This is a genomic window from Butyribacter sp., from assembly GCF_056818865.1.
The window spans coordinates 51696-73687 of record NZ_DBLYGC010000017.1; the positions used below are offsets into that span (position 1 = coordinate 51696).

At 36.9% G+C, this 21992-nt stretch carries 15 protein-coding genes; 12 read left to right on the forward strand and 3 right to left on the reverse strand.

From position 1 onward, the window contains the following. The first annotated feature begins 199 nt into the window (after window positions 1–199). From ACZLXV_RS09200 to ACZLXV_RS09215, 4 genes are all read left to right on the forward strand, one after another. Window positions 200–925 (forward strand): LytR/AlgR family response regulator transcription factor, encoded by a 726-nt coding sequence (locus ACZLXV_RS09200; protein ID WP_022224902.1) that lies wholly within the window; start codon window positions 200–202, stop codon window positions 923–925. Between the two features lie 64 nt (window positions 926–989). Beyond that, a complete protein-coding gene (locus tag ACZLXV_RS09205) occupies window positions 990–2165 on the forward strand; it encodes a tetratricopeptide repeat protein (protein WP_482383209.1) in 1176 nt (391 codons plus the stop codon). A 48-nt stretch (window positions 2166–2213) separates the two neighbouring features. Beyond that, window positions 2214–3497: a GTPase HflX gene (hflX, locus tag ACZLXV_RS09210; protein ID WP_482383210.1), complete on the forward strand. Its 1284-nt coding sequence runs from the start codon at window positions 2214–2216 to the stop codon at window positions 3495–3497. Next, complete coding sequence (locus tag ACZLXV_RS09215; RefSeq protein WP_022224899.1) at window positions 3494–3982, forward strand: dihydrofolate reductase; 489 nt, start codon at window positions 3494–3496, stop codon at window positions 3980–3982. The genes hflX and ACZLXV_RS09215 overlap by 4 nt, the downstream gene beginning before the upstream one ends. 127 nt (window positions 3983–4109) lie before the next feature. Here ACZLXV_RS09215 and ACZLXV_RS09220 read toward each other — a convergent pair whose 3' ends face one another. Further along, window positions 4110–5138, reverse strand: a complete 1029-nt coding sequence (locus tag ACZLXV_RS09220; protein ID WP_482383211.1) for a 3-deoxy-7-phosphoheptulonate synthase — start codon at window positions 5136–5138, stop codon at window positions 4110–4112. 430 nt (window positions 5139–5568) lie between these two features. Between ACZLXV_RS09220 and nifJ the strand changes: the two genes are divergently transcribed. Together nifJ and ACZLXV_RS09230 are read left to right on the forward strand one after the other, a co-directional pair. Next, on the forward strand, window positions 5569–9132 hold the full coding sequence (gene nifJ / locus ACZLXV_RS09225) for a pyruvate:ferredoxin (flavodoxin) oxidoreductase (RefSeq protein ID WP_482383212.1): 3564 nt from the start codon (window positions 5569–5571) through the stop codon (window positions 9130–9132). Between the two features lie 357 nt (window positions 9133–9489). Next, window positions 9490–10866 carry an MFS transporter gene (locus ACZLXV_RS09230; protein WP_482383213.1) on the forward strand — a complete coding sequence of 459 codons (1377 nt, stop codon included), beginning with the start codon at window positions 9490–9492 and terminating at the stop codon, window positions 10864–10866. Window positions 10867–10951: 85 nt separating this feature from the next. Here the strand turns inward: ACZLXV_RS09230 and ACZLXV_RS09235 are convergent, their stop codons facing one another. Beyond that, window positions 10952–12322 (reverse strand): tRNA(Met) cytidine acetate ligase, encoded by a 1371-nt coding sequence (locus ACZLXV_RS09235; protein ID WP_482383214.1) that lies wholly within the window; start codon window positions 12320–12322, stop codon window positions 10952–10954. A gap of 185 nt (window positions 12323–12507) precedes the next feature. Here ACZLXV_RS09235 and ACZLXV_RS09240 point away from each other — a divergent pair, with 185 nt between their 5' ends. The 3 genes from ACZLXV_RS09240 to ACZLXV_RS09250 all read left to right on the forward strand — a co-directional run bounded on the left by ACZLXV_RS09240 (window position 12508) and on the right by ACZLXV_RS09250 (window position 16686). Beyond that, window positions 12508–13080: a hypothetical protein gene (locus ACZLXV_RS09240; RefSeq protein WP_482383215.1), complete on the forward strand. Its 573-nt coding sequence runs from the start codon at window positions 12508–12510 to the stop codon at window positions 13078–13080. Between the two features lie 144 nt (window positions 13081–13224). Next, the gene (locus ACZLXV_RS09245; RefSeq protein WP_482383216.1) at window positions 13225–15750 is read left to right on the forward strand and encodes a homocysteine S-methyltransferase family protein; all 2526 of its coding nucleotides are present in this window, start codon (window positions 13225–13227) and stop codon (window positions 15748–15750) included. 3 nt (window positions 15751–15753) lie between these two features. Then, window positions 15754–16686, forward strand: coding sequence for a glycosyltransferase (locus tag ACZLXV_RS09250; RefSeq protein WP_482383217.1), 933 nt, complete (start codon window positions 15754–15756; stop codon window positions 16684–16686). 125 nt (window positions 16687–16811) lie between these two features. Here the strand turns inward: ACZLXV_RS09250 and ACZLXV_RS09255 are convergent, their stop codons facing one another. Further along, entirely contained in the window at window positions 16812–17852 is a 1041-nt protein-coding gene (locus tag ACZLXV_RS09255; protein ID WP_482383218.1) for a DUF5050 domain-containing protein, read from the reverse strand. A 266-nt stretch (window positions 17853–18118) separates the two neighbouring features. Between ACZLXV_RS09255 and ACZLXV_RS09260 the strand changes: the two genes are divergently transcribed. From ACZLXV_RS09260 to lysS, 3 genes are all read left to right on the forward strand, one after another. Further along, window positions 18119–19669 carry a sialate O-acetylesterase gene (locus ACZLXV_RS09260; RefSeq protein ID WP_482383219.1) on the forward strand — a complete coding sequence of 517 codons (1551 nt, stop codon included), beginning with the start codon at window positions 18119–18121 and terminating at the stop codon, window positions 19667–19669. 82 nt (window positions 19670–19751) lie between these two features. Beyond that, window positions 19752–20231, forward strand: a complete 480-nt coding sequence (greA, locus tag ACZLXV_RS09265) for a transcription elongation factor GreA (RefSeq protein ID WP_022224890.1) — start codon at window positions 19752–19754, stop codon at window positions 20229–20231. Between the two features lie 21 nt (window positions 20232–20252). Continuing rightward, window positions 20253–21863, forward strand: coding sequence for a lysine--tRNA ligase (lysS, locus tag ACZLXV_RS09270; protein ID WP_482383220.1), 1611 nt, complete (start codon window positions 20253–20255; stop codon window positions 21861–21863). Window positions 21864–21992: the final 129 nt, after the last annotated feature.

Sequence of the window (21992 nt, forward strand, 5' to 3'; positions counted from 1 at the left end):
GCAACTTGCAAAAACTTTAAACATAGTGTTGCTGCTGTTTACCTCTGCAGTACATCGGTAGTATTATTTTTTTGTTGTTGAGGGCGGATAATGACCGATTTTAGTCTTTTTAATGGCGAAATATGTAAAAATACTTGACCAAGTACGTTATTTTCTGTATTCTATAATCAGATGTGAAGTTTATGAGGAGAATATATCTATGATAAAAGTTGCAGTATGTGAGGACAGTGAAATAGACAGGAGTATGTTAGAGGAAATTGTAGGTTTCCTCATGACTGACAGAGGGTTGGAGTATGAGATAATACCATATTTAAACGGTGAAGAACTTGTTGCAGGTTACAAAAATCATCCATATGATCTTATTTTTCTTGATGTGATGATGAATGAGATAGACGGTATTGAGACAGGAAAAATGATACGTCAGATGGATGGAAATGTTGAAATCGTTTATTGTACATCCAGCAGTGACTTTGCGATAGCAGCGTATGATGTACATGCTATGGGATACCTGCTTAAACCATACGAACCGGGAAGGATAGGTGCGGTTATTGATTATTATGTTCAGAAACACCCGCAGAAAAATCAGAATTTTATTGAAGTTAAGTCCAGAAGAAAATCACTTATTATACCTTATAAGGATATAATAAACATGGAGTCGGATAATAAGGTTGTTTACATATACACTACGACACAGGGAGCCGTAAAAGTTTATAACAAGCTGGATGTGTTTGAACAGGAACTGGCAGATAAAAGATTTTTAAGATGCCATCAGAGTTATCTTGTCAACATGCAGTATGTTGCAGGACTTGTCGACTCGGATTTCATAATGATAAATGACAAGATGATACCTATAAGAAAAAGCGGAAGAAAGCTTATCGTAAAAAAATATGAAGATTTCTTAAAAGATTCACTGAAGCAGCAATAATTAAAATAAAAGGCAGACTATATATTTGTATGTAGTCTGCTTTAAAAATGAAATGAGGATTTTGATGAGACAGAAAAAATATATTTTAAAACAGATTGCAATTATATGTACGGCTGCGTTTCTATTTACAGGATGCGGAAAGGCTGACAAATCATATGATAAAGGGATGGAGTATATTGAAAGTGAAGATTATGGGAAAGCATTAAAATGCTTTGAGGAGGCTATAAGTGAGAATGCCGACAAAGCAGAATATTATATCGGTGCAGGCATGGCATATAACTATCTGGGCAGATATGATGAGGCTGTAGAGAAATTTTCACATGCATTTCAGGAGTCGGAGAATACGATTTCAAATACAAATAATAAACAGCTTTATTACGGAGATGCAATATCAAAGTATGGTCTTGCAAAATATGATGAGGCGATTGAGGATTGCAAAAAAGCATTAAACATAAAACAGGTTGACAGTCTTGATGAAAAAATAAATCTCTTGCTTGCAGCGTCGTATCAGGCAGTTGATAATTATACTGAGGCACAAAAAATATATGATTCGATTATAAAGTCGGACAAGAAAAATACAAAAGCCTACATTGCAAGAGCATCTTTATTTGTAGAGGTGAAAGATTATGAGTCTGCTGCAAAAGATTATACAAAAGCAATGGACACAGATGAAGAATGTGACGATGCATATTTTGGATTGTATAATGTATATAATCTTCAGAAAGATGAGGAGTCTGCAAAGAGCATTCTAAACAAGCTGATTGACATGGACAGCGATGACAAGAAACATGATATAGCTTCAGGAAAGGCATATTATTATCTTGGAGAGTATGACAATGCACTGGCAGCTTTTAAGAAAGCGGTTAAAAATGGCGAACAAGATGCGTTGTACTTTGAAGGAATGATATATGTAGCAAAGTCAGATTATAATTCTGCAAAAAAATTATTTAAGGAATATATCTCAAAAGAGGATTTGACAAAAAATATAGATGCATATGTCCAGATTTCAAATTGCCTTATTGAAGTTGAGGACTATGAGCAGGCACTTACTTATGTTCAAAAAGGTCTTGACCTCGGAGAAACGTCGGTTCAAAAGTCGTTGTTGAAAAATAATGTTATAATATATGAAAAAATGGGACTGTATAAAAAAGCGTACAGTGTTGCAGGAAAGTATGTAAAATTGTATCCGGATGATAAGAAAATGAAAAGAGAGTTAACATTTATCAGGACAAGGATATAAAAACGGCAGACAACAAAAAGCTGAGTAAAGATAAGTGGAGGTAAAGTAGTGGAAGAAAAGTTGTATGATACATCAGAACAGAAAGAAAGAATAATTGTAGTTGGTGTAGCTACATCAGAAAATGATGATACCGACAAATCATTGGATGAGCTTATCGAACTTGGTCAGACAGCGGGTGTAGAGACTGTTGCGAAGGTTATTCAGAACAGGGAAAAAGTTCATCCCGGAACATATATAGGAAAAGGAAAGATAGAGGAAGTAAGAGAACTTGTCATAAAGCATAAGGCGGATACAGTTGTATGTGATGATGAACTTACACCGGCACAGTTTAATAATCTTTCTCAGATGCTTGATGTCAAAGTTGTTGACAGAACGGTTATGATTCTTGATATCTTTACCAAGAGAGCATCCACAAGTGAGGGAAAACTGCAGGTAGAACTTGCACAGTTAAGATACAGGGCGTCACACCTTATCGGTGGACGAAGTGAGCTTTCAAGACTTGGTGGAGGAATCGGAACAAGAGGTCCCGGAGAACAGAAGCTTGAGATGGACAGACGTCTTATCAAGGAAAGAATAACTCAGGTAAGAAAAGAACTTGAACAGGTAAAGAGAACGAGAGAACTCACAAGAAAAAAGAGACAGGAAAATCCGATACCGGTAGTTGCTATTGTAGGTTATACAAACGCAGGAAAGTCAACTCTTTTAAATCATCTGACGGGTGCGGGAGTTTTATCTGAGGACAAACTTTTTGCGACGCTTGACCCGACAACAAGAAAACTTGTGAGGGAGAACGGTGAGGAAATTTTGTTTACCGATACGGTAGGCTTTATAAGAAAACTGCCTCACCATCTTATTCAGGCATTCAGAAGTACACTTGAAGAAGCAAAATATGCAGATCTGATACTTCATGTTGTAGACTGTTCAAATGAAGACATGGATTCCCAAATGTATACAGTTTATGAGACACTTAAAAAGCTTGAGGTAGGAGATAAAAAGATTATAACTGCGTTTAACAAGATTGATGTATGTGACAGAGAAGAAACATTGAAAGACCTTGCAGCTGACAGGACAGTCAGAATATCTGCAAAGACAGGACAGGGGATAGAACAGATGCTCTCTGCCATAAGCGAAGTCATAGCAGAGGGAAAACAACTGCTTGATAAGGTGTTCGGATATGACGAAGCGGGTGCTGTGTCAAACGTAAGAAAATACGGACAGGTTATGGAAGAAGAGTATAGGAATGAAGGGATTTATATAAAGGCACTTATACCGAGAGAGTATATGTATCTTTTCGTTGAAGAAAAAAAGAAGAAAGAAGCGTGGGAAGAATGAATCTGATAGCATGTGTTGACAAAAACTGGGCAATTGGAAATAAAGGTGAACTGCTTGTATCAATTCCTTCTGACAAAAAACTTTTCAAGGAACTTACTGACGGAAAAGTTGTCATAGGCGGCAGAAAAACTATGGAGGCAATTCCGGGAGGAACTACACTCGGTGGAAGAACAAACATAATTCTCACATCCGATAAAAAATATACTTATGGAAATGCAGTGATAGTCCACAGTATTGATGAAGCACTTGAAGAATTAAAAAAGTATGATGACGAAGACATATTTGTCATAGGCGGAGAAAAAGTTTATAAGGAATTTATGCCATATTGCAGCCGTGCCTATATAACAAAAGTCGATTATGAGTATGAAGCAGATGCTTATCTTGAAAATCTTGAAAAATCGGATGAATGGATTATGACTCATGATTCAGACGAATGGACATATTATGACCTCGAATATTATTTTTATCAGTATAAACGAAAATAATACATTTCATATGTACAAAATTGATAGCTGAATATCTAAATATCTAAAAAAGAATATTTATAAAAAAAGGGATATACATTTGCTGTAGTAACAAATGTATATCCCAATTTTTTAGTGAACGAAATTATTAAATTCTATCTGCAATTTCATAAATAAGTTTTTCTGTATCATTCCATCCAAGACAAGGGTCGGTGATAGATTTTCCATAAATGCCTTCACCAATTTTTTGATTTCCTTCTTCGATATAGCTTTCAATCATAACACCTTTGACAAGCTTTTCAATATCTTTTGAAACGCTTCGGCTGTGAAGAACCTCAGATACAATACGAGGCTGTTCGTAAAAGCACTTGTTTGAGTTAGCATGGTTTGCATCAACAATACATGCAGGATTTTTAAGTTCAAGCTTATGATACATTTCATTTAATAATGTAAGGTCTTCATAATGATAGTTAGGAAGTGATTGGTCATGTTTATTTACGGCACCTCTTAAGATTGTATGTGCAAGAGGGTTTCCATCAGATTTGACTTCCCATCCGCGATACATAAATGTGTGGCTTCCCTGGGCTGCTATACATGAGTTAAGCATGATGCTCAAAGTACCGCTTGTAGGATTTTTCATACCACAAGGAATATCAATTCCGCTTATTGTAAGTCTGTGCTGCTGATCCTCAACAGAACGTGCGCCTACGGCAACATATGATAATATATCTGAGAGATAAGGCCAGTTTTCAGGGTAGAGCATTTCATCAGCTGAGAACATATGTGTCTCAGCAATAGAGCGAAGATGCATTTTTCTCATTGCAATAAGACCTTCGTGAAGATCGGGTGCTTTTTCCGGATCCGGCTGGTGCACGATTCCCTTGTAGCCTTCGCCTGTTGTTCTTGGTTTGTTTGTATATATACGAGGGATAATGATTAGTTTATCTGCAACCTTTTCCTGGACTTTTGCAAGTCGTGTAGTGTAATCACATACTGCATCCTCGTTGTCGGCAGAACAAGGGCCAACGATAACCAGAAATTTGTCGGACTCTCCTGTAAAGACTTTGGCAATCTCCTTATCTTTTTCTGCTTTTAATTTTTTGTGAGCTTCAGGAAGAGGATATCTTTCAAAAAGCTCCTCAGGTGAAATGACTTCTCTAACATAGGTAACGCCCATTGTTTTTCCTCCATTCTGCCGTTTTCGGCGTAATTAAATTTTTTACAAATTTTCTCAATGCTGTATAAAAGTATAAACAAAATAAGATTTTATACACAACAAGTCTTTATTTTAGGCAATAATGAAGCATTAGTCAAGTGTTCATGCAGACAATAGCAATATATTTATAGGTAGAAAAAGGAATGTGGGATAAAATTCTCAATAAGAGGCGGAGTGTTAAAGAATGTATGTGTTTTATAAATATTAGGTAAAAAGTGTTAAAGATGCATAAAGTTAGTTACGACAAACTTACAAATATGTAGAAATCGTACAATACATCCGACAAAATTTCGACTTTTTACCTCGAAAATTCGACTTCGATTCTTTACTTTTTTTATCATTAGTGTTAAGATAATGAGAAGAATTTAATAATAAGGAGGAAATTATAAAGATGGCTAGAGCTAAACAGTCAATGGATGGTAATACAGCCGCAGCTCATGTAGCATATGCTTACACAGAAGTAGCTGGTATCTATCCTATCACACCTTCAAGCCCTATGGCTGATTCAGTTGATCAGTGGTCAGCAGCAGGACAGAAGAATATTTTTGGAAACACAGTCAAAGTTGTAGAGATGGAGTCTGAGGCAGGTGCCGCAGGTACAGTTCATGGTTCACTTGCAGCAGGTGCACTTACAACTACATTTACAGCTTCACAGGGTCTTCTTCTTATGATCCCTAATATGTATAAAATCGCTGGTGAGCAGTTACCTTGTGTATTCGATGTATCTGCACGTACAGTATCATCACATGCATTAAACATTTTTGGTGATCATAGTGATGTTTACGCCTGTCGTCAGACTGGTTTCGCTATGTTAGCTGAAACAAATCCTCAGGAAGTTATGGATTTAAGCCCTGTTGCACATCTTGCATCAATCGAGGGAAAAGTTCCTTTCATCAACTTCTTTGATGGTTTCCGTACATCTCACGAAATCCAGAAGATTGAAAAATGGGATTATGAAGATCTTAAAGAAATGTGCAACATGGATGCAGTTGCAGAGTTCAGAGCACACGCTCTTAATCCTGAGCATCCGGCATCTCGTGGTTCACATGAGAACGGTGATGTATTCTTCCAGCATCGTGAAGCATGTAACAAAGCATACAATGAGTTACCTGCAGTTGTAGAAAAATACATGAAGAAGATCAATGATAAGCTCGGAACAGATTATGACTTATTCAACTACTATGGAGCAGCAGATGCTGACCGTGTTATTGTAGCTATGGGTTCTATCTGTGATGTTGCAGAAGAAGTTATTGATTACCTTACAGCTAAGGGAGAAAAAGTTGGTCTTATCAAAGTTCGTTTATACCGTCCTTGGGTATCAGCAAGCCTTCTTAAAGTTCTTCCTAAGACAGCTAAGAAGATTGCCGTACTTGATCGTACAAAAGAGCCTGGTGCACTTGGAGATCCTTTATACCTTGATGTAGCAGTTACACTTCGTGAAGCAGGACTTAATGATATCGTGCTTACAGGTGGACGTTATGGTCTTGGTTCTAAAGATACACCACCTTCATCAGTATTCGCTGTATACAAAGAGCTTGAGAAAGATGATCCTAAACCACGTTTCACAATAGGTATCGTTGATGATGTAACAAACTTAAGCTTACCAGAAGTTAAGCCAGCTCCTATTACATCAGCACCTGGTACAAAAGAATGTAAGTTCTGGGGTCTTGGTGGAGACGGTACAGTTGGTGCCAACAAGAACTCTACAAAGATTATCGGTGACCATACAGATAAGTATATTCAGGCATACTTCCAGTATGATTCAAAGAAAACTGGCGGTGTTACAATTTCTCACCTTCGTTTTGGTGACAACCCTATCAGAAGCCCATATTACATCAATCAGGCTGACTTCGTAGCATGTCACAATCCTGCATATGTAACACAGGGAATGAAGATGGTTCAGGATGTTAAGCCAGGCGGAGTATTCATGATTAACTGCCAGTGGTCAGATGATGAATTAGATAAGCATCTTAATGCTGAAGCTAAGAAATACATCGCTGACAATAACATTCAGCTTTACACAATCAACGCTATCGACAAGGCTATCGAGATTGGTATGGGTAAACGTACAAATACAATCCTTCAGTCTGCATTCTTCAAATTAGCAGATGTTATGCCTATCGATGACGCTATCGAGTTCATGAAAGCTGCTGCTAAGAAATCTTACTCTAAGAAGGGTGATGCAGTTGTAGAGATGAACTACAAGGCTATTGATGCCGGTGTAGACGCAGTACACAAAGTTGAAGTTCCAGATTCTTGGAAGAATCCGACTCCTGATGCTGCTGCAAAAGAAATCACAGGTCGTCCTGAGGTTGTTAAGATGGTTAAAGATCTTCTTGAGCCAATCTCTAAGATGGATGGAGACAGCCTTCCTGTTTCAGCATTCATTGACAATCCTGACGGACAGTTCGAGACAGGTGCTTCTGCATACGAAAAACGTGGTACAGCCGTAACAGTTCCTACATGGGATCCTGAGACATGTATCCAGTGTAACAATTGTGCATTCGTATGTTCACATGCTACAATTCGTCCATTCTTACTTTCAGAGGATGAAGTTAAGGCAGCACCTTCAAATATCAAACTTGCTGATACTAAGCCAAAGGCTGGAGAGTACAAGTTCGCTATGAGCGTATCTCCACTTGACTGTATGGGATGTGGTGAGTGTATCACAGTATGCCCTAAGGCTTCTGAGGGAGCTATCAAGATGGTTCCACAGGCAGAGGAAGCAGATGAGCAGCCGGTATTTGATTACTTAGTTGCAAACGTAGGAAAGAAAGACAGCGGATTTGCTGACACAACACCTAAGGGAAGCCAGTTCAACCAGCCACTCCTCGAGTTCTCTGGTTCATGTGCAGGTTGTGCAGAGACATCTTACGCTCGTCTTATTACACAGTTGTTTGGTGAGCAGATGTATATCTCAAATGCAACAGGATGTTCTTCTATCTGGGGTAACCCTGCTGCTACAGCACCATACACAGTAAATAAAGATACAAAGAAAGGACCAGCTTGGTCTAACTCATTGTTCGAGGACAATGCAGAGCACGGTCTTGGTATGTATGTAGGTCAGAAGTACCTTCGTGACCAGGCTATCGAGTCTGTTAAGGCTTGTGCAGCATCTGACAAGGCTTCAGCAGAATTTAAGGCTGTTGTAGACAAGTTCCTTGAGACAAAAGATGATACAAAGGCAAATGTTGAGCCAACAAATGCTCTTATCGCTGAATTAGAGAAAGCCGCTGCAGCAGGATGTCCTGATGCAAAAGCAGCTCTTGACAAGAAAGATTATCTTGGAAAGAAATCTGTATGGATCTTCGGTGGTGACGGTTGGGCTTATGATATCGGTTTCGGTGGTCTTGACCATGTACTTGCTTCAGGCGAGAATGTAAATGTAATGGTATTTGATACAGAGATGTATTCTAATACAGGTGGACAGGCTTCTAAGGCTTCAAACATCGGTGAAGTTTGTCAGTTCGCTGCAGCCGGTAAAGAAATCGGTAAGAAGAGTCTTGCTGAAATCGCTATGAGCTATGGTTATGTATATGTTGCTCAGATAGCACTTGGTGCTAACCCTGCACAGGCTGTTAAGGCTATCGCAGAGGCTGAGGCTTATCCAGGACCATCACTCATCATCGGATATGCACCTTGTGAGCTCCACGGAATCGCTAAGGGTGGAATGAACCACTGCCAGGATGAGATGAAGAAAGCTGTTAAGGCTGGTTACTGGAACCTCTTCTCATTCAACCCTGCAAACAAAGCAGATGGTAAGAATCCATTTACATTCACTTCAGAGAAGGGTGTAAGCTTCGATGATTACCAGGCATTCCTTAACAACGAGGCTCGTTATACTCGTCTTGTTAAGCCATTCCCAGAGCGTGCTGAGAGACTCTTCAAGGAATCTGAGGAAGCTGCTAAGGCTCGTTATGAGCACTTACAGAAATTAGTTGAGCTTTACAAATAATTATAAATTTTTATAATTTAAATATTGTTTGATATATATCAAATTGATATAAAGCATTGACGAATATATACAGGCGTCGCATCGTTTAGATGCGGCGCCTTTTTATGTTATAGGAAACTTTTTGCTTTCTATAACATAAAAAACACTCCGTTGGGATGCGCATTTCGCGGAAAGGAAATAAATGCTACGCATTCAGCTCAAGCGCAAAAGAGTCGCAAGCGACTCTTTGTACTATGTGTATGAATTGTAATCAGCTAATCTGGATACAGCTATTTATAAAGTATAAGATATGTAATTTATGAGATGTAAAAAAGTAATATGAGATAGTATAAAAAGTTGTATTGGAGGGCGGATATTTTGCAAACAGATGTAGTCAGAAAAAAGCAGTTTGATATAAAAGATAATGTAAAATTTAATGGAAATGTTTTAAAAAGCAAGGCGTTTGTGTCTAAAAATATATTTATAATTATTATGGTTTTGGGATGTATGATGGGTTCGTTTTCGCATACTGCATTTTCTTCAATGCTAGAAAATATAATGAAAGAATTTAATCTGTCAGCGTCAAAGTCTCAGCTTATGACAGCGGTATATTCCATGACCATAGGTGTTACCACAATATTATCTGTATTTTTGACTAAATATTTTGACAAGAAAAAATTGTTTTTCAGCTCAATGCTTATATTTGGCTTTGGTATTGTATTGTCGGCTATAAGTTTAAATTATATACTCATAATAATAGGAAGAATTTTTCAGGCTGTAGGCAGTGGAGTGGTTCTTATATTGTCTCAGATTACATTACTGAGTGCATATTCAAAAGAAAAAACAGGAGTTGTAATGGGAATATATGGATTTCTTTTAAATCTTTCATCCGCCGCTGCACCTGTTGTCACATTACTGCTTGTAAATAGTATGCCTTGGCAGTTTATTATGTGGGGAATATATGCAGGGGTAGTCGTTATACTTGGCGTACAGATATGGTTATATGTTTTAGAAAAAAGAAAATGTGAAAAAGAACAGAAAAATAAGGAAAAAAAACAGGAAATAAAAGAAAGTATAATAGAAGCAGGTAAAAAAATTAAAAAATTTGATTTTACTTCATTTGTATTAAGTGGGTTTTCGGTCATATTTTTTATGGCAGGTTTTACTTTATTTAAAGAAATGAAAAACAGCAGCAGTAATAGTTTAATTAAAAGCATTTTATTTGTTTTAGCGGGTGTTGTGTTTATTGTTGTTTTTATAGTCAGACAAAAGCAAAAAAAGAAACCATATATAAATTTAAAACTTTTTAAAAATAAAAATTTCGTGATTGTCGTTATATCAAGTATTATTATTTATGCTGTTATGATGGGGACAGCGGTGTGGTTTCCTGTATATATAAAAAGAATTGCTGAGGCAGATATGGAGAGAGTTGGAATAATAATGCTTCCGGGAGCATTGTCTACGGCATTAGCCAGCGCAGTAGGCGGATGGCTTTATCAGAAGTATGGAATCAGGCTCATATATTCAATAAGTATATGTTCTTTTATTTTGGCAATTCTTACAAGAAATATTGTCCCATTGTGGGTATTGTTTGTACTTCGTTCCATCGGCATCGGAATAATAATGATGTCAATGGTTGCATGGGGAATGAAAGACATTGAAAAAGATAAATATTCAGACGGAACAGCAATCATATGCAGCTTACGAACAGTGGCAGGAGCTTTCGGAACAGCACTTGCGGCTATGTTGATGTAACATAGCCAATATTTATCACAGATAATATTTGTTGTAAGAAATGTTTATTTCAAGTAATATTTATTGTATTTATTGCATGCAATGACTATTGCATATATATTCCGGCACGGTATTCATCAGGAATTTTATTATTCATGCAATGTCTGTATAATTCAGAAGCAAAAATATCATATTTAAACACTTTATTAAGATTGTCAGTAAAAGTGTTGTGATTTTTTAGTGGAACATTGTCATCAAAAAGCAAATCTGAAAATTTTTCAAAAGTGCGGGATGCATTTGCTACTTTAGTAATAACAGGAATATCGGTTATATTTCTAAGTAGTTGGCTTTTCTTTTTGTTCATTCCCAAAAGTCTTGCATACATTATCTTTTTTTCGGTGCAAAGAGAAGAAGCAAAATTTTTGACATCAGAGTCTTTCATATCAAGAAGAATATGTGTTAGCGCGCGTGTTATTCTTGTATGGGTGTATTGCTTTGTTTTCAGAATGTCAGCAAAGCTTTCAAAATCTTTAAATTCAGATAATTTATTGTAAATTCTTTCTGAGAGGTCAGATGAGACGTCACTGAAAATATCAAGTGTGCAGCCACAACTTTTAAGAGACAATAACTTGTAATACATCATATCGTTTAAAAGCATATTATTTGCCGGGAAACGGTCAGGGTTATCAGATAAAGTCTCATAAACCGCTTCCGGAAGATGCGAATAAATATTTTCAAGTTTTTGTTGCTTTGTTTGATGTGACATAGTTAAACAGTTGTCATTATTAGTTTCATTATCAAAAGCCGGCAAAAAAGCACTTCTTATAGCCGAAGCGGAACTTAAGGGTGACAGAGAGATGGAATTTCCGTCATTTGTGCCAAGAGAAGTTGAATGGTATCCGGCATCCATACGTTTTATGGTTATAGGTTTTATTCTGCTTTTTAAGCTGTTAAGTGCTTTGATATATTCTATTGCGAGAATATTATTCGGCTGTTTTAGAAGTTTGGTTATGGTTTCCTTTTCGTTTGGAAACATCGCTGTTATAAATTTTTCTCTGGCAGCAGGGAAAGAAAGACCTGATTTTAAATATTTATCAATAACATCAAAATAATTTTCGTCATTTAAAGTGAGGGCAATTTTGTTTATAAGTTCAAGAGAACCCTCCTCACTTCCAAAACATATCTCATCAACAAATCCCAGAGAATCGAGAAGTGCTACTGAGCCTAAGGCAAAATTTGGGGCACTGGCACAGGCAAAAACAGAGGGAATTTCAAATACAAAATCAGCACCACATTTTATTGCCATTTGGGCACGGAGATATTTATCCGCCCATGCCATGCCACCGCGCTGCACGAAATTGCCACTCATGACAATGACAATATTGTCTGCATTTGTCTGTTTTCTCATCTGCTCAATCTGGTATTTATGACCATTGTGAAATGGATTGTATTCGGCAACTATTCCTACTGTTTTCAATGTTAATATCTCCTTTTTAAGTGACAATTTATTTACTGAAATTATAATTGCATTTATTGTGTGCTAATAAGTTTATCATAATTCGTAAAAGTAATAAATATGTAAGAAAAAATTAAAGTGTTTGTTAAAGTTAGTGTGATATAATTTTTTTAAAATAAAAATTAAGAATTGGAGGAATAAAGATTATGAAAAATTTAAAAAAGTTTTTAGCTGTTTTATTTGTGGCAGCGATGGTGACTGGATTTAGCGGCAATGTCTGCAGAGCAAAAACTAAGTCGGATGTATATGGTGATTTGATAAAGCAGTTAAAGAAGAAAGAACAGTTTGCTGACGGAGTATATACAGCAAAAATTCATGATGCTTCAGGCAATGATATTTTGCTGGTGACAGATGCAGGACAAAATGCAATATGGGCGGATGTATATCAGAATGTAAACGGAAAGGCAGAGCTTATAACAACGATTGTTTCGACAGGTTCCGGGTATCCAATTTGCAAAAAAGGTAATTATATTCTGAGTGGATTTCATCATAAAAGCATGCGCTATAAGATAGCAAGTGACAGTACAATTATGGAACAGATAAATGGTCTGTATCTGAATAAAAAATATTGTACATATACAAAAAATATAATAAAATCTGGGAAAATGACCCAGTTAAAGAGAAAAAAGATAAAGGCAAAAACAGCAGAAAAAATGGATTATTATGTTGATAGAAAAGGAAATCTGAGAGGAAAACCGATAAAATTTTCAAGAAAATAGGGAATGAAAATTTAAAGTAAGGTGAGTTTTTAAGCGGTGTGTCAGAGTATTGTAAAACATATGCTTTTCAGCTATAATTATTTTTGATGAATACGAGTAGACAGTTGTGAAAAAACTGTTCAGAAATGAGGATTATAGATTGTTATGACAAAAAAAGAGTTTAGAGATAGAATAAAAAAATCAAAGCTTATACTTGATGGGGCAACAGGTTCTAACCTTCAAAAAAGAGGAATGCCGGTAGGTGTTTGTCCGGAAGAATGGATTATTGAAAACAGTGATGTTTTAAAACAGCTTCAGATTGAGTATATACAGGCTGGAAGTGATGTTTTATATGCGCCGACATTTTCGGGAAACAGAATCAAGCTTGAAGAGTATGGACTTGATGATAAGCTGTTAGAGATAAATACAAAACTTGTTGAGATTTCAAAGGCGGCTGTTGAAGAAGGGCTTACTGATGAAGAAAAAAAAGCAGACAGAAAAGTTTACATTGCCGGTGACATAACTATGACGGGAAAACAGGTTTATCCTGTCGGACCGCTTATGTTTGAAGAGCTGGTCGACATATACAAGGAGCAGATAAAGTGTATTGTTGATGCAGGGATTGATTTTATAGTAGTTGAAACAATGATGAGTCTTCAGGAGTGCAGGGCAGCAGTTATAGCGGCTAAAGAAGTCTGTGAACTTCCCGTAATGGTAACACTCACATTTAATGAGGACGGAAGAACTCTTTATGGAACAAATCCGGAGACGGCGGCACTTGTTATGACAACACTTGGAGCCGATGCGGTTGGTGTGAACTGTTCTACGGGTCCTGATAAGATGATTGAAATTGTAAAGACAATGACAGAATATGCAGATATTCCGATTGTGGCAAAGCCAAATGCCGGACTTCCTAAACTTGAAGACGGTGTTACTGTTTATGATATGGGACCTGAGGAATTTGCAAAGGAAATGATGCCGCTTGTTGAGGCAGGTGCTGATGTTGTGGGTGGCTGCTGTGGAACTACGCCGGAGCATATTAAACTTTTAAATGAACTGCTTATAGAAAAAGGATATAAGTCAGGATGTTCATTTGAAAAGAGAGAGGGTAAAGTTTTAAGAAGAGCATTATCTACTGAGAGAAATGTTCTGCCGATTGACCTTGACGGTGACTTTCTTATTATAGGTGAGAGAATAAATCCAACAGGAAAGAAAGCATTACAGGCACAGCTTCGTGAGGGAAGTCTTGATATGGTCTGTGAGATGGCTGAGTCGCAGGAAGAATTTGGAGCATCAATTCTTGATGTCAATATGGGTATGAACGGTATTGATGAAAAGGAAATGATGCTTAAATGCGTGAATGAGCTTACACTTGTGAGCAATCTTCCGTTGTCAATTGATTCGAGTCATCCGTCTGTTGTTGAGGCAGCACTTAGAATTTATCCGGGACGAGCATTGATAAATTCAATTTCTCTGGAACCTGAAAAATTTGAAAAACTTATCCCAGTAGCGAGAAAGTACGGAGCAATGTTTATTTTGCTTCCTTTATCTGAGGTGGGACTTCCAAAAGATATTGATGAGAAGAAAGAAATTATACATACAATTTTGGAGAGAGCATATGAATTTGGTCTTACAAAAGAGGATGTGGTAGTGGATGGCCTAGTTGCAACTATCGGAGCAAACAGAAATGCCGCAAAAGAAACAATGGAGACTATTTCATATTGCAAAAATGATATAGGAGTTGCAACAGCATGCGGGCTTTCAAATATTTCTTTCGGATTGCCTGAGAGAATGTTTGTAAACAGCAGTTTTATGAGTATAGCGATAAGTCATGGTCTTACCATGGCGATAGCAAATCCGTCACAGGATCTTTTGATGCACTCAATGTTTGCCGCAGACCTTCTTATGAATAAACCTGAATCAGACACAAGATACATAAACAGGGTTACTGGAAGGAAGCTTTCTGTACTTTCGGGAGATATAGATGCATCGCAGGTTAAGGTATCAGGTGGAACTGCAGCTTCAGCGACTGATATTGACAGTAATGTGCCAAAAGATGATAAACTTTTTGAGGCTGTTGTAAAGGGAAGAAGCAAAAAGATAGAAGAACTTGTAAAAGAGGCACTTGAAAATGGCGCCGTTGCACAGGATATAATCGATAAAAGCCTTATACCTGCCATAACACATGTCGGAAAACTTTTTGACAAACAGATTTATTATCTGCCGCAGCTTATCTCAAGTGCTGAAACAATGGAGCTTGGAATAGGTGTATTAGAGCCTGTTCTGGCACAGAATAAGGATAAAGAACCTTTAGGAACAATAGTAATGGCAACGGTTGAGCACGATATACATGATATCGGAAAGAATCTTGTTGTACTTATGCTTAAGAATTATGGATATGATGTTATCGACCTCGGAAAAGATGTACCGGCAGAAACCATAATAGAAGCCGCAAAAGAGCATAATGCAGATATAATCGGTCTTTCTGCACTTATGACAACAACTATGATGGAGATGAAAAAGGTTGTAAATCTTGTGAAAGAAAATAATATGGATACGCTTGTTATTATAGGCGGGGCAGTTATAACACAGGGATTTGCCGACGAAATCGGAGCAGACGGTTATTCAGAAGATGCTCAGAATGCCGTTGAGGTTGTCGGAAAGCTTTTAGCAGAGAGAGGAAAGGCGTGAAAAATGGGAAGCAGTGTAGATGTTGTTATACCGATATATAAAGCAGGAAACGATTTTGCGTCAATGCTTGAAAAGTTGTATAAACAGAGTAAAAGACCTGAGCATATATATCTTTTGCAGACAATTGAAAAAAAAGACGAAAAATTATTTGATATAAAAAAATGCAGTAAAGAACTTGCTGATATAATTTCTGTTCATCCGATAAAAAAAGCTGATTTTGACCACGGAGCAACAAGAGCTTATGGCGCACTGATGGCGGAGAGCGATTATGTTCTTTTTATGACGCAGGATGCCGTTTGTTATGATGAGTATGTGATTGAAAATCTTTTAAAGGCATTTGATGACAGAAAAGTCGGAATATCATATGCAAGACAGCTTGCAAGAGAAGATGCCGATGAGATAGAACGCATGACCAGAGAGACAAACTATCCGCCTGAGAGTGTTGTTAAAACAAAAAAAGATGAAAAAAGACTTGGAATAAAGACATATTTTTGTTCAGATGTATGTGCAATGTACAGACTTGATGTGTATAAAAAACTTGGCGGATTTGTCAAGAAAACAATTTTTAATGAAGACATGATAATGGCATATAAAGAGATGCAGGCTGGTTTTAGTGTTGCATATCGGGCAGATGCTAAAGTAATACATTCACATTCTTATACATGTAAACAGCAATTTGTAAGAAGTTTTGATTTGGGTGTATCGCAGAGACAATATCATGAAATTTTTGATAAAATATCTTCCGAAAAAGAAGGTGCAGGTTATGCAAAAAAAGTTATAATGTATCTTATGAAAAAAGGAAAATTTATTAAGACAATTTATTTTATGATGCAATGTGGTTTCAGACTGATTGGCTATAAACTTGGAAAAAATTATGATAAGCTTCCGAGAAAAATGGTACTTGCATGTACGATGAACAGGGAATATTGGAAGTGATAACGTAGATGTGATTGCAGCAAGTAATATTGTAGTAAGTAATATTTAAAACATATAGAACCATAAAAAGTACAGAACTTTTTGGATAAATATCAAAACAGCTCTGTACTTTTTGTTTTTGCTATTTAGTTTGAATCTTTTTCAACATTAGGATTAAATACTTTGGTATCACCATTTGACATGTTGTAATAATAGGCGGTACTTCCATCAAATTTTTCATAAAAAACATAATCGGAAATAATATGTATAAAATTATAATCACCGGATGCGATAAGAGAATTGGTTCCAGAATTTAAATCATACATGTAAATTCCGTTTTTCTGTCCGTCATCAATCTGGTAGAAGATTATATTTCCGTCATTGGTAATATTGTATGTGGCAAGTTTATTCTTGATGACTGTTTCAGGTGTTCCGCCATCAAGGGCGACACGGCAGAGATTATAATTTTTATCCATATCAAGAAAATAAATATAATCACCGACTTTAACAACTGAAGTACAATTGCCATCATAAATCACACGTTGATTTCCACCGTCAATATCCATGGAATGAATCTGGTGCTCTCTATTCCAGCCAGAATAATAAATGGTGTTGTTGGATACGGAATAAGGAGCAACAGCTTCAGGTTTAAGTTTTTTACTCTCTGAACCGTCAATTTTTGTTGAGTAAAGTTCAAGACCTCTTTTTTGGTCATAATGCTGATAGTAGATATTATTTCCGTAAAGACAGGCAACCTGAGTAGGGTCTTCGTAAAGTCTGCCGAGGTCAGTTCCGTTCTTAGTAATTCTGAAAAGCCCCGTTGTACTTAATGAAAGTAAGGCATTGCCGGTGCTTTTTAATTTATCATTTCTTCTGGTATAGAAAATGTAATTGCCGGCGGCATTTATATAACTTACTTTATCGTTATATAATTTTTGGATTTTTGTGAGATTTGCATTCATTCTGTAAAGTTTATTGTTATCGTTAGGATTTGCAAAATAGATAACATTGTCAGCCTGCGTAAAGAGACCGCCATTTAAAAGGTTACAAGCTGTATTACCGGTGGTTGACGAATCGCTGTAAAGTTTTGTCTTTCTATTGTTGAGAGCTAAAAAGGTAACAACAGCGACGATGGCAACAGTGATAATCCCGGTAAGGATTTTACTAAAAAAATTTATCTTTTTCATTTATACCCGCCTCCCTGCATCATAATATATTTAATTATAACCTATATTTGAAAGTGTGACAAGGACAAGTAAAAAAGGAATTATTTTTGTTATGACTGCTGTGAACATATGATTTTTTTGATACAGATTGTTACGGTGACTAAAAAAAACTTTATATTTCTGAACAAATGTATTATTATGTAAGCAGTGTTTTGTACTGGTGCAACGAATATATCAAAGATTTAATTTTAGGTGTACCTGATTTTAATTATGCAGGAGGAAAATTTATGTTAAGATTACCGGCTATATTTAGTAATCATATGGTATTTCAGAGAGAAAAAAATATATTGCTTTGGGGAGAGAGCGATGCACAGAGTGTTACAGCAGTTATAGGTGATAATAAAATAAGTACGGATGTAAAAGACGGAAAATGGGAAATAGAGCTTCCACCGATGGAAGCAGGTGGACCATATGAACTTGAGGTGTCAGATGGAAATGAGACAAAGAAATATATTGATATAATGCTCGGTGAGGTGTGGCTTGCCGGAGGTCAGTCAAACATGGAACTTGAACTTCAAAACAGCAAGAACGGAAAAGAAGTTTGTGCAAATGTAAAAGACGAGGGCGTGAGATATTATTATACACCAAAAGTATCATGGGTAGGCGAAGAATTATCAGAGGCAGAAAAGCAGAGTGAGTGGCAGCATTGTACACCGGATACATGTAAGAAATGGTCTGCCGTTGCATATTATTTTGCAAAAAAACTTTCAAAAGAGCTTGGAGTTACAGTTGGAATTATCGGATGTAACTGGGGAGGAACTTCTGCTTCATGCTGGACAAGCAGGGAATTTATGGAACAGGAGACACTTTTAAAACCATATCTTGATAAATATGACAAGGCAGTTAAGGGGCAGGATATTGAAGAGTACATAAAAGCGAGAGAAGATTATATTAAATATCAGGCAGAGTTTGATAAAAATGTGGGACATTATTATCAAACAGCAGAGAATCCTACATGGGATGAGGCGATAAGTCTTTTTGGAGAAAATCAGTATCCGGGACCGATGGGACCAAGGAATGAGACAAGACCATGCGGACTGTATGAATCATTGTTAAAAAGAGTAATGCCTTACACATTGAGAGGTTTCTTATATTATCAGGGTGAGGAAGACGACCATATGCCTTATACATATTATACAATGCTTTCTACACTTGTAAGACAATGGCGCCATGACTGGAGAGATGATGAACTTCCGTTTATGTGTGTGCAGCTTCCTATGTTTAAAAATGACGGGGAGCCTGATTATCACAACTGGCCGTTCATAAGAGAAGCACAGATGCGTCTTTTTAAAACTGTAAAAAATACGGGAATTGCAGTTATACTTGACAAGGGCGAATACGGAAATATCCATCCGGTAGAAAAAGATGTTGTAGGGGAAAGACTTTGCGAGCAGGCACTTTATCATGTATATAAAAAGAACAATGAAAAGAGTGCATTTGGACCTGTTTATAACTCATATGAAACAGATAAAAACAAGATGATACTTCATTTTGAGCATGCAGATGGCGGAATGGAATGCAGAGGACAGCAATTATCAGGATTTGAAATTGCCGGTGACGATAAAAAGTATTATGTTGCAAGTGCTGAAATTTGTGGAAACACGATTGTAGTATCGGCAGAAGATGTTGAAAAGCCAAAATATGCAAGATATTGCTGGACAAATTATGCAGAAGTTACTCTTTATGGTAAGAACGGCATACCTGCGGCACCATTCAGAACAAGCTATGATGATGGAGCAGTTGCTACAGGAAGCAGAAATGAGGGCGTTTGGGAGTAGCCCCAAAAATGCTATAGTTGACTAAATAGCGAATTTGCAGTATAATCAAGCGATATGAATATGAATTTATGGAGGATTTAAGATGGCTGAAAAGAAAAATCTTATGACCCGTGAAGGTCTTAAAGCGCTGGAAGATGAATTAAATGACTTAAAATTAAATAAAAGAAAAGAAGTAGCACAGAAAATTAAAGAGGCAAGAGAGCAGGGAGACTTATCGGAGAATGCTGAGTACGATGCTGCAAAAGATGAGCAGCGTGATATTGAAGCACGTATTGAAGAGATAGATAATATCCTTAAAAATGCCGAAGTAGTAGAGCACGATGAGGGAGATGCCGACAAGGTAAATGTAGGTGCTACAGTAAAAATTAAAGATATAGAATTTGGTGACGAGATGGAGTATAAAATTGTAGGTTCAACTGAGGTTGACTGCCTTAACAATAAAATCTCAAATGAATCACCTGTCGGAGCAGCACTTATAGGTGCAAAGAAGGGTGACGTTATTGAAATTGAGACACCAAATGGCGAGATGATAAAATACGAAGTAATAAGCGTAAGCAGATAAAGAACGGAAGGAGCAATAAAAGTGGCACAACAGCAGAATAAACCACAGACACAGCAGGACTTAAATCAGCTTTTGAAAGTTAGAAGAGAGAAACTTGCCGCATTACAGGAAGCGGGCAATGATCCATTTGAGATTACAAAATATGATCAGACGCATCATTCGGATGAAGTAAAAGAGCTTTACACAGCACATGAAGAGAAACTTCTTGCAGGCAGAGCTAAGCCTGATACAGAGGGAATGGATGAAGCAGAAGCTCGTAAAGTAATAAATGATGATTACAACGAAAGAAGAGCGATAATGGATGCCTCTCCTATTCAGGTATCGGTAGCAGGTCGTATGATGTTTAAGCGTGTAATGGGAAAGGCTTCATTTTGTAATATTCAGGATCTTAAAGGAAAAATACAGATATATGTGTCAAGAGATTCAATTGGAGAAGAGTCATATGCTGTATTTAAAAAATCAGATATAGGTGATATCTATGGCATAAAAGGTTATGCATTTAGAACAAAAACAGGAGAGATTTCCATACATGCAGAAGAATTGACATTATTATCGAAATCACTTCAGATTTTACCAGAGAAGTTCCATGGTCTTACAGATACAGATGTACGTTATCGTCAGAGATATATTGACCTTATTATGAATGAGGAAAGTAAAAACGTATTTGTAAAGAGATCGCTTATGATGAAAGAAATAAGAAATTTCCTTGCATCAAGAGATTTCATGGAAGTAGAAACACCGATGCTTGTATCTAATGCCGGTGGTGCAGCAGCAAGACCGTTTGAAACACACTATAATGCGCTCAATGAAGATGTAAAGCTTCGTATTTCATTAGAATTATATTTAAAGAGACTTATAGTAGGTGGGCTTGAAAGAGTATACGAAATTGGACGTGTATTCCGTAATGAAGGAGTAGATACAAGACACAACCCAGAGTTTACACTTATGGAGCTTTATCAGGCATATACAGATTACGAAGGAATGATGGAACTTACAGAATCAATGTTCCGTTATCTGGCAGAAAAAGTTGTAGGTTCAACAAAGATTTCATACAATGGTGTTGAAATTGACCTTGGCAGGCCATTTGCAAGAATGACAATGAATGAGGCGATTTTAAAATATGCAGGCATTGATTTTGATAAGGTTGAAAGTGATGAGGCAGCTAAGAAACTTGCAGACGAGCATCATATCGAATATGAAGCACGTCACAAGAAAGGTGACATTATTAACCTGTTCTTTGAGGAATATTGTGAGAAAGAACTTATACAGCCTACATTTATCACTGACCATCCAATAGAGATTTCTCCACTTACAAAGAAGAAACCAACAGATCCTACAAAAGTAGAGCGCTTTGAGCTTTTCTGTAATACATGGGAGATGTGTAACGCATATTCAGAGCTCAATGATCCAATCGATCAGAGAGAACGTTTTGCACAGCAGGATGCTAATGCAGATGCAGGGGATGACGAGGCAGAGCATACAGACGAAGATTTCTTATATGCACTCGAACTTGGAATGCCACCAACAGGCGGAATCGGATACGGACTTGACAGACTTTGCATGTTGCTTACAGATAGTGCAGCGATAAGGGATGTGTTATTGTTCCCGACAATGAAGTCTATTGATAAGTAGGAATGCAGGAAAATCAAGGGTTTCAGAGCTTGGATGTACTAAAATATATAGTTGGTCAAGGGGTTTTGACCAAGATTTGACCAATTTTTGGCATAGTCAAAAAAAGATTAGTACAGGTTAGTACAGATT